Source organism: Streptococcus orisratti DSM 15617 (genome assembly GCF_000380105.1).
GTDB classification, from domain to species: Bacteria; Bacillota; Bacilli; order Lactobacillales; family Streptococcaceae; genus Streptococcus; species Streptococcus orisratti.
In genome coordinates this window covers 1-8,798 of record NZ_KB904500.1, presented here as the reverse complement: position 1 = coordinate 8,798, position 8,798 = coordinate 1, and the positions used below count along the sequence as shown (strand labels likewise).

At 39.4% G+C, this 8,798-nt stretch carries 12 protein-coding genes; 10 read left to right on the top strand and 2 right to left on the bottom strand.

From position 1 onward, the window contains the following. A partial coding sequence (locus A3I7_RS0109850; protein WP_018364616.1) for a helix-turn-helix domain-containing protein occupies positions 1 to 179 on the bottom strand: 179 nt, incomplete at its 3' end. Positions 180 to 374: 195 nt separating this feature from the next. Here A3I7_RS0109850 and dnaG point away from each other — a divergent pair. From dnaG to A3I7_RS14195, 10 genes are all read left to right on the top strand, one after another. After that, a complete protein-coding gene (gene dnaG, locus A3I7_RS0109845) occupies positions 375 to 2,162 on the top strand; it encodes a DNA primase (protein WP_018376601.1) in 1,788 nt (595 codons plus the stop codon). An 8-nt stretch (positions 2,163 to 2,170) separates the two neighbouring features. Beyond that, positions 2,171 to 3,280, top strand: coding sequence for an RNA polymerase sigma factor RpoD (gene rpoD / locus A3I7_RS0109840; protein ID WP_018376600.1), 1,110 nt, complete (start codon positions 2,171 to 2,173; stop codon positions 3,278 to 3,280). A 14-nt stretch (positions 3,281 to 3,294) separates the two neighbouring features. Then, complete coding sequence (locus A3I7_RS0109835; RefSeq protein ID WP_018376599.1) at positions 3,295 to 3,633, top strand: metal-sulfur cluster assembly factor; 339 nt, start codon at positions 3,295 to 3,297, stop codon at positions 3,631 to 3,633. Positions 3,634 to 3,705: 72 nt separating this feature from the next. Beyond that, positions 3,706 to 4,557 (top strand): dTDP-4-dehydrorhamnose reductase, encoded by an 852-nt coding sequence (rfbD, locus tag A3I7_RS0109830; protein ID WP_018376598.1) that lies wholly within the window; start codon positions 3,706 to 3,708, stop codon positions 4,555 to 4,557. Between the two features lie 117 nt (positions 4,558 to 4,674). Beyond that, positions 4,675 to 4,911: a DUF1146 family protein gene (locus A3I7_RS0109825; protein ID WP_018376597.1), complete on the top strand. Its 237-nt coding sequence runs from the start codon at positions 4,675 to 4,677 to the stop codon at positions 4,909 to 4,911. 64 nt (positions 4,912 to 4,975) lie between these two features. Continuing rightward, a complete protein-coding gene (gene murA / locus A3I7_RS0109820; RefSeq protein ID WP_018376596.1) occupies positions 4,976 to 6,247 on the top strand; it encodes a UDP-N-acetylglucosamine 1-carboxyvinyltransferase in 1,272 nt (423 codons plus the stop codon). 2 nt (positions 6,248 to 6,249) lie between these two features. Continuing rightward, positions 6,250 to 6,438, top strand: coding sequence for a DNA-directed RNA polymerase subunit beta (locus tag A3I7_RS0109815; RefSeq protein WP_018376595.1), 189 nt, complete (start codon positions 6,250 to 6,252; stop codon positions 6,436 to 6,438). Positions 6,439 to 6,477: 39 nt separating this feature from the next. Next, positions 6,478 to 7,341, top strand: coding sequence for a DNA/RNA non-specific endonuclease (locus tag A3I7_RS0109810; protein ID WP_018376594.1), 864 nt, complete (start codon positions 6,478 to 6,480; stop codon positions 7,339 to 7,341). A gap of 2 nt (positions 7,342 to 7,343) precedes the next feature. Further along, on the top strand, positions 7,344 to 7,826 hold the full coding sequence (locus tag A3I7_RS0109805; RefSeq protein ID WP_018376593.1) for a GNAT family N-acetyltransferase: 483 nt from the start codon (positions 7,344 to 7,346) through the stop codon (positions 7,824 to 7,826). An 84-nt stretch (positions 7,827 to 7,910) separates the two neighbouring features. Then, positions 7,911 to 8,081, top strand: coding sequence for a hypothetical protein (locus tag A3I7_RS14195; protein ID WP_018376592.1), 171 nt, complete (start codon positions 7,911 to 7,913; stop codon positions 8,079 to 8,081). Between the two features lie 182 nt (positions 8,082 to 8,263). Here A3I7_RS14195 and A3I7_RS0109795 read toward each other — a convergent pair. Continuing rightward, positions 8,264 to 8,798, bottom strand: a 535-nt coding sequence (locus A3I7_RS0109795) for an IS630 family transposase (protein WP_018376591.1), incomplete at its 5' end; no start/stop codon positions are given.

Genomic DNA, 8,798 nt, shown 5'->3' with positions numbered 1-8,798 from the left:
TGAACCTGAGAAACACTTCCTCGTTTGATTTCACGACTGATGGTTGAGCGATGACGCCCAAGCAGACGAGCAATCTCAGAGGGGTTCTTGCCCATCTTGAGATAGGCGCTGATTTCTCCGCGTTCAGAGGCTGAAAGGTGTGAGTATAACGATTTTTTGGTAGAATGATTAGTGGACATGTTCATCTGCTTTCTATACTGAGTTGGGGAATTCTAGTATATCAGACGAGCATGTCTTTTTTGTTGCACTTCATTTTACAACGCGGGTCGAAAAAATCTTGGAAAAACTTTGGATTTTTCATTTTACAAATACCTTCTGAAAATGCTATAATGTAATGTAACACTAAAATGGGATACTTCTGAGGAGGTGATGAATTGGCTATTGACAAAGAAACGATTGCTGAGATAAAAAACAGTGTCAATATTGTTGATGTCATCGGAGAAGTGGTCAGCTTATCAAAGGCCGGTCGCAACTATCTGGGACTTTGCCCATTTCATAAGGAAAAAACTCCCTCCTTTAATGTCATTGAAGACCGCCAATTCTTTCATTGCTTCGGCTGCGGCAAATCTGGCGATGTTTTTAAATTTATTGAGGAATATCGTCAAGTCAGCTTTCTGGAAAGTGTTAGAATAGTAGCAGAACGGTCGGGAATTTCTGTTCAGGTTGAAACAACTCCTCAGCAAAATCGTTCTGCTCATCCCAATCAAGCTTTATTGGATATTCACCAAGATGCGGCTAAGTTTTATCATGCCGTTCTTATGACCACTAAGGTTGGTCAGGAAGCGCGAGCTTATTTGGCTGAACGGGGAATGACAGACCAACTTTTGGAAGAATTCAATATCGGGTTGGCTCCTGACGAAGCGGATTTTTTCTACCGTCAAGTCAGTTCAAAGGACAAGTATGACGAAGTCACGCTGACCAATTCAGGTCTCTTTAACTTTTCAGAAGAAAATAATCGGTTTTACGATGCTTTTCGTAATCGTATCATGTTTCCTCTGACAGACGACTCAGGACATGTCATTGCCTTTTCGGGTCGTATCTGGACACAGACTGATAGCGAGCAGAAACTAGCCAAGTACAAAAATTCACGCTCTACACCGATTTTCAACAAGTCCTATGAGATGTACCATTTGGACAAGGCTAAGGCTGTTGCGACTAAACAGCATGAAATCTATCTTATGGAAGGTTTTATGGACGTTATCGCTGCCTATCAGGCAGGTGTTGAAAATGCTGTCGCTTCTATGGGGACGGCGCTGACGCCAGAACACGTTCAGCATTTGAAAAAAATCACCAAAAAAGTAATTTTAACTTATGATGGTGACAATGCTGGGCAAAATGCCATCGCAAAGTCCTTAGAGATTTTGTCTGATATGCAGGTAGAAATTGTCCGCGTCCCCAATCAGATGGATCCAGATGAGTTTCTTCAAAAAAATTCTCCTGAGGCACTCCGGCAACTTTTGGAGCAGTCGCGTGTTTCTAGTGTTGAATTTTTTATTCATTATTTGAAGCCAGACAATATCGATAACCTTCAGGCTGAAATAGCCTATGTTGAAAAGATAGCACGAATCATCGTTCAATCACCGTCTATTACAGCTCAGAATGCCTATATCAATATGGTAGCGGAGCTTTTGCCAGACTACGATTATTTTCAGGTAGAACAAGCTGTTAACAATCAACGTTTGTCCAACCGCTCTGCTATTGCCCAAGAAACGAAACAAACGGCTATGCGAGTGGTTGATTTACCAGTGTCAAAATCATTAACAGCAGTGGTCAAAGCTGAGACTCAGCTTATGCATCGTCTGTTGCACCATGATTACCTGCTTAATGAATTTCGTAATCGTGATGATTTCTCTTTTGACACACCTGAACTACAAGAGTTGTATTTTTTACTGAAAAAACAAGGAGAAATCAGCACTATTGACTTGAATCAGATGGACGAGCCAGTTCGTCTGATGTATTATCGCGTTTTGGAGGAAAATTTGCCCAAAGAAATTGCGAATAATGAAATAGAGGCCATTGAGCATCGGAGAAGACAACTTTTACAAGAGCGCGAGATGCACAGGCATAGTAAGCAAGTTCGCGAATCTAGTAACCACGGCGATACCGATCAAGCTTTATTAGCTTTGCAACAACTTATTGCACAAAAAAGAAATATGGAATAGAGGAACCTATGGCAAACGAAAAAGAAATTACAACATTTAACGTTCAAGTTGCAGAATTTATCCGTAGCCACAAAAAAGAAGGAACAGCTGTTGATGATGAAGTTACAGAAAAGCTAGTTATTCCTTTTGCATTGGATGCAGATCAGATTGATAATCTCTTGGAACGTTTGACAGATGGCGGTATTTCGATTACCGATAAAGAGGGAAATCCATCAACAAAATACGTCGTTGAGGAACCTCAACCCGAAGAATTAACTGACGAAGAATTGCTGGGTTCCAACTCGGCTAAGGTCAATGATCCCGTCCGCATGTATTTGAAAGAGATTGGTGTGGTGCCACTTTTGACCAATGAAGAAGAAAAAGAATTAGCTGTTGCGGTTGCCGCAGGTGATTTGCAAGCAAAACAGCGTTTGGCTGAGGCTAATTTACGTTTGGTAGTTTCCATTGCTAAACGTTATGTTGGGCGTGGCATGCAGTTTCTTGATCTTATCCAAGAAGGTAACATGGGCTTGATGAAAGCCGTTGATAAATTTGATTATTCAAAAGGCTTCAAATTTTCAACCTATGCGACTTGGTGGATTCGTCAGGCTATCACTCGTGCTATCGCTGATCAAGCTCGTACCATTCGTATCCCTGTTCACATGGTGGAAACAATTAACAAATTGGTTCGTGAGCAGCGCAACTTGCTTCAAGAACTCGGTCAAGATCCAACACCAGAGCAAATTGCTGAGCGTATGGATATGACGCCAGATAAGGTCCGTGAAATTCTCAAAATTGCACAAGAGCCTGTTTCTCTAGAAACACCAATTGGTGAGGAAGATGATAGTCACCTTGGTGACTTCATTGAAGATGAAGTTATCGAAAATCCGGTTGACTATACAACCCGTGTGGTGCTGCGTGAGCAATTGGACGAAGTTTTGGATACACTTACTGATCGCGAGGAGAATGTGCTTCGCCTTCGTTTTGGACTCGACGATGGTAAAATGCGTACTCTTGAAGATGTTGGTAAAGTTTTCAATGTAACGCGTGAACGTATTCGTCAGATTGAAGCTAAAGCGCTTCGTAAACTTCGCCACCCAAGTCGTAGCAAGCAGCTTCGTGATTTCATTGAAGATTAATAAGTGAGGTAATTATGTCAGAAACTGTAAAATACACTGAAGAAGAAATTACTAAAATCAAGGACCGCATCCTAGAAGCTTTGGAAATGGTTATTGATCCTGAACTTGGTATTGATATTGTCAATCTTGGTCTAGTTTATGAGATACGTTTTGAACAAGATGGTCGTACGGAGATTGATATGACCTTAACAACGATGGGATGTCCACTAGCGGATCTTCTGACAAATCAAATCCACGATGTCATGAAAGATGTGCCAGAAGTGACCAGTGTTGAAGTTAAACTGGTTTGGTATCCAGCTTGGACAGTTGATAAAATGAGCCGTTATGCTCGTATTGCGCTAGGTATCCGATAAAAAGTGAAAAAGGGTGAAAAATCCCTTTTTTTGTTGTAAAATAGAATGGAACGAATAAAAAGGAGTACTCACATGATTTTAGTAACAGGTGCTAATGGCCAGTTAGGAACAGAATTACGCTATCTTTTAGATGAGCGCAATGAGGACTATGTGGCTGTCGATGTCGCAGAGATGGATATTACTGATGCAGATAAGGTGGAAGAGGTATTCTCTCAAGTCAAACCGACCTTGGTTTACCACTGTGCAGCCTATACTGCAGTTGATGCCGCTGAAGATGAAGGAAAAGAACTTAACTATGCCATCAATGTGACAGGTACGGAAAATGTCGCTAAAGCTGCTGCCAAATACGGTGCAACCCTGGTTTATATTTCAACAGACTACGTTTTTGATGGTGAAAAACCAGTTGGACAAGAGTGGTTGGAGACAGATACACCAGATCCAAAAACAGAATACGGTCGTACCAAACGTTTAGGTGAAGAAGCGGTTGAAAAATATGCGGACAAATTCTATATTATCCGTACCGCTTGGGTATTTGGTAATTATGGTAAAAACTTTGTCTTTACCATGCAAAATCTTGCCAAAACCCATGATACGCTAACAGTTGTCAATGATCAGCACGGTCGTCCAACTTGGACACGTACATTAGCAGAATTTATGACTTACTTAGCCGAAAACCAAAAAGCTTTTGGTTACTATCATTTGTCAAATGATGCCAAAGAAGACACAACTTGGTACGATTTTGCAGTTGAGATTCTCAAAGATAGTGATGTTGTCGTTAAACCAGTTGATTCAAGCTCATTCCCAGCTAAGGCCAAACGCCCATTGAACTCAACGATGAGTCTGGCTAAAACAAAGGCAACAGGTTTTGTTATCCCAACTTGGCAAGAGGCCTTGCAAGAGTTCTATAAACAAGGTAAAAAATAAGAATTACTTCATATTTTTAGAGTCTAGATTAGCATCTAGCTCTTTTTTATAATCTTTTAAGTTTTATTTTCAAAGGGTATTTAATACTTTTGAGAGCTAATCTGATATAATAGATGTATGGAAATGTTAAATCTTATTGTGACTTTATGCAGTCACTTTGTTTTTATTGGTATTAGCTATCAACTCTTAGCAACAATGGTTGATTGGTCTAAATTTATTAAATTAACCACGGAAAATATGTCGAAACTCCGTCTTTTAGTGCTATTTTTAAGTCTTGGTTTAGGTTACATGGTCAGTCACTTTTTCTTAGAACTGATTCAAGTTAGCCAAAATCTTTTTTTCATGTTCCGATAAAGGTATTATCTATCAAACTATGGTATAATCAAAGTCAGGATATTGTATAGAACGGAGTTACATTTTGGATAAAATTATCATTGAAGGTGGTCAAACACGCCTTGACGGAGAAGTGGTTATTGAGGGAGCTAAAAATGCTGTTCTTCCCTTACTTGCAGCGACTATTCTACCTAAAAGCGGAAAGACTATTTTGAGAAATGTTCCTATCTTATCAGACGTTTTCACGATGAACAACGTAGTCCGTGGATTGGGAATTTCTGTTGAATTTAATGAGGATGATAAGGAGATTACCGTTGATGCTACGAGTGACATTTTGGATGTTGCACCGTACGAGTATGTTAGCAAGATGCGGGCATCTATTGTTGTTTTGGGGCCAATTTTAGCACGTAATGGACATGCTAAGGTTTCTATGCCTGGTGGTTGTACAATTGGCAGTCGCCCTATTGATTTGCATTTAAAAGGTTTAGAAGCCATGGGGGCAAAAATAACGCAGCTTGGTGGAGATATTACTGCCGAAGCTGAAAAACTCCACGGTGCTCATATTTATATGGATTTTCCATCAGTAGGAGCAACTCAAAATTTGATGATGGCAGCAACATTGGCTGAAGGAGTAACGACGATTGAAAATGCTGCGCGTGAACCGGAAATTGTGGATCTTGCCATTTTACTTAATGAAATGGGTGCTCAGGTTCGTGGTGCGGGAACGGAAACACTTGTCATTACTGGAGTTGATAGCCTTCACGGTGCTGAACACGATGTTGTTCAGGATCGCATTGAAGCGGGAACCTTTATGGTAGCTGCAGCTATGACCTCTGGAAATGTTCTCATCAAAGATGCTGTCTGGGAGCATAATAGACCTTTGATTTCAAAATTGATGGAGATGGGAGTCAGTGTTACTGAGGAAGAAAATGGTATTCGTGTGCAGGCAGAGCTTGACAACTTACGTCCTGTAACAGTTAAAACACTGCCACATCCAGGCTTCCCAACGGATATGCAAGCCCAATTTACTGCGCTTATGGCGATTGTTAAGGGGGAGTCGACCATGATCGAAACAGTTTTTGAGAATCGTTTCCAACATCTGGAAGAAATGCGTCGTATGGGTCTGCATTCAGAGATTCTTCGTGATACGGCATTGATTCATGGTGGGCACGATTTACAAGGAGCACCAGTTATGTCAACTGATTTACGAGCTAGTGCTGCTCTTATTTTGACGGGACTTGTTGCCAATGGCACAACGATTGTTGGAAAATTAACACATTTAGATCGTGGTTATTATCAATTTCATGAAAAGTTGGCCAAACTCGGTGCCAATATTAGACGAGTTAGCGAGGCTTAAAGATGAATAGTGGTTGGAAGTATGTTTTAAAACAAATCTCACTCGTCCTCTTGGTAGCTCTGCTATCATGCCTTTGTCTAGCTATTGGCTTGATGATTGGTTACAGCTTTATGGGAAATGGAAAGAACCCTCTATCTATCCTTTCAGTGGATAAGTGGGAGTCTATCATTGGAAAATTCACAGGAAAGTAGGGATACCACCTACTTTTTCTTAAAATTTGAAGAGGGATAATGAGAAAGAAAAGACAAAAATCAATTATTTCAGTCCTAGTTTTCCTAGTGACTGTAATTACCATCGCGGTTGTTAATAGCGGAGCTATTCCTGACAAGTCTCCTTTAAAGCAAGTGGCACAATTCGTTTTAAAAACTGATAATGAAACTTCGCAAGCAGGCAAATCGGTTGATACAAGCGGGCGACCGGATCAAGTGTTAGCAGAGTCTGTTCTTACGGCGGAGGTCAAAAATCAACTTGGGAAGAAAATAGAATGGAATCAAGCAGGCGCTTTTATTATCAATAATAATCAGACGAGTTTAAAAGCAGATGTTGCAAGCGTATCATATGCTACCAATAAAACAAAATATGTGAGAGGGGAAAAAGTGCCGACAGTGGCTAATGCTCTTTTATCGAAAGCTACACGGCAATATGAAAGCCGTGAAAAGACTGGTAACGGAGGAAGTAGTTGGCGACCAGCAGGTTGGCATCAATTGACTGATTTAACGGGCGATTATGATCATGCAGTGGATCGTGGACACCTTTTAGCCTATTCCTTGGTAGGAGGCTTGAAGGGATTTGATGCTTCAATGAGTAATTCAGATAATATTGCTACGCAAGCTGCCTGGGCCAATCAGGCAAATTCCCAAGAGTCAACTGGACAAAATTACTATGAAACACTTGTTAGAAAAGCTCTAGATAATAAAAAACGTGTTCGCTATCGCGTGACTTTGATTTATCAGGGAGATAACATTCTAGCAAGCGGGGTGCATCTTGAAGCTAAATCATCAGATGGGAGTTTAGAATTTAATGTCTTTGTACCCAATGTTCAAAATGGTTTAGTTTTTGATTATTATTCAGGGGAAGTCAAAGAAAGTAGCTGATTATGGAAACAATCAACATTACAAAAGAGTTGCGTTTGTTACCTTTTCAAGCAGATATGATGAAGTTAAGAGTGGCTCTCATTTGGTATCAGGATAAAGAACTTTTGAATCAGGTTAATGGCACAACTGAATCTTATGATTTAGAACGCCTTGTGCGTATGTATGATTATCAGAAAAAACACGGGGAATTGTATTTTATCGAGATTTTTGATAGTGGAAAATGGTTACCAATTGGAGATGTTTGTCTATCTAGAGATGACTTCGCTATTGTCATTGGAAATAGAAACTATCAGGAACAGGGAATAGGGAAATTGGTGCTAAATGCTATGATTGCTCGAGCTAAATCTTTGGGATTTGATACAATACAGGTTCAAGAAATTTATGATTTCAACAAACGTTTCCAGAATCTTTTTTTATCCGCAGGCTTTAAAGTGAATCAATTGACTTCTAATGGTAGATCTTATTGTTTAAAACTTGAGAAATAGATTCTGTATCCGTTTACATTCATTGACTTTAGGTGTATAATAAAGATGTAAAAAGTAGGATGTTTCTTCCAGAAGGAGGTTGTCATGATTTACTTATTTATCAGCTTAATAGCTTTAGCATTATTGATTGTCATTGGTGTGCCCTATCTTATTGATGACTTTGAAGTGATGCAAGCTTTCAAGAAAAAGTCAGGGGAATCGATATCAGATCAGTTAATGGAAATGATGGGATTTCACAGACCTTCACACGGTTAGAGGTTGAGGCAAGGGTCTCAGCTTACTTCTTAGAGTTCATGTTAAAATTTTCAACGCAGTAGTTGATTGCCAGATTTGTTTGTGTTTTACACTCCAATCTGTTCTTACAACTATGCGGAATGGGATTTTGATATGAACTTTTTTATTTGTTAAATTTTTCTTGTGTTTGTTTAAAAATATATTTATAGTTGATTGAAATAGGGATAGGACAAAAGAGTCTCAAGAAAAGTATCGCAATTTGGCAATACTTTTCTGAGGTGTTTTTTGATATGAGCCCATGTTTTCTCAATAGGATTATACTCAGGTGAGTATGGAGGAAGTGGTAAAAGTTTATGCCCATACTCTTCACATAAGNGCTCTAGCCTACTCATTCTATGGAATCTTGCATTATCCATAATAATAACTGATGGTGTGCTTAATGTTGGCAGCAGAAATTTCTGAAACCAGGCTTCAAAAAAGTCGCTCGTCATTGTTTCTTCATAAGTCATCGGAGCGATTAGCTCACCATTTATCAACCCTGCAACCAAAGAAATCCTATGATCCCTTCTTCCAAATACTTTACCTTTTATCAATTGTCCTCTTAATGAGCGACCATATTCTCGATAAAAATAAGTATCGAATCCTGTTTCATCAATATAAACAGGTGTTAAGTGCTTTAAACGATTAAAATGTTTAAGAAATAAAGCTACTTTTTCTGGATCTTGTTCATAGTAGGTA

Excerpts from the sequence above, each read along its gene's own strand:
- A3I7_RS0109815 (WP_018376595.1), top strand. The coding sequence starts at position 6,250 with ATGAATAGTGGTTGGAAGTATGTTTTAAAACAAATCTCACTCGTCCTC.
- A3I7_RS0109805 (WP_018376593.1), top strand. The coding sequence starts at position 7,344 with ATGGAAACAATCAACATTACAAAAGAGTTGCGTTTGTTACCTTTTCAA.
- A3I7_RS14195 (WP_018376592.1), top strand. The coding sequence starts at position 7,911 with ATGATTTACTTATTTATCAGCTTAATAGCTTTAGCATTATTGATTGTC.
- rpoD (WP_018376600.1), top strand. The coding sequence starts at position 2,171 with ATGGCAAACGAAAAAGAAATTACAACATTTAACGTTCAAGTTGCAGAA.
- rfbD (WP_018376598.1), top strand. The coding sequence starts at position 3,706 with ATGATTTTAGTAACAGGTGCTAATGGCCAGTTAGGAACAGAATTACGC.
- A3I7_RS0109835 (WP_018376599.1), top strand. The coding sequence starts at position 3,295 with ATGTCAGAAACTGTAAAATACACTGAAGAAGAAATTACTAAAATCAAG.
- A3I7_RS0109825 (WP_018376597.1), top strand. The coding sequence starts at position 4,675 with ATGGAAATGTTAAATCTTATTGTGACTTTATGCAGTCACTTTGTTTTT.
- A3I7_RS0109810 (WP_018376594.1), top strand. The coding sequence starts at position 6,478 with ATGAGAAAGAAAAGACAAAAATCAATTATTTCAGTCCTAGTTTTCCTA.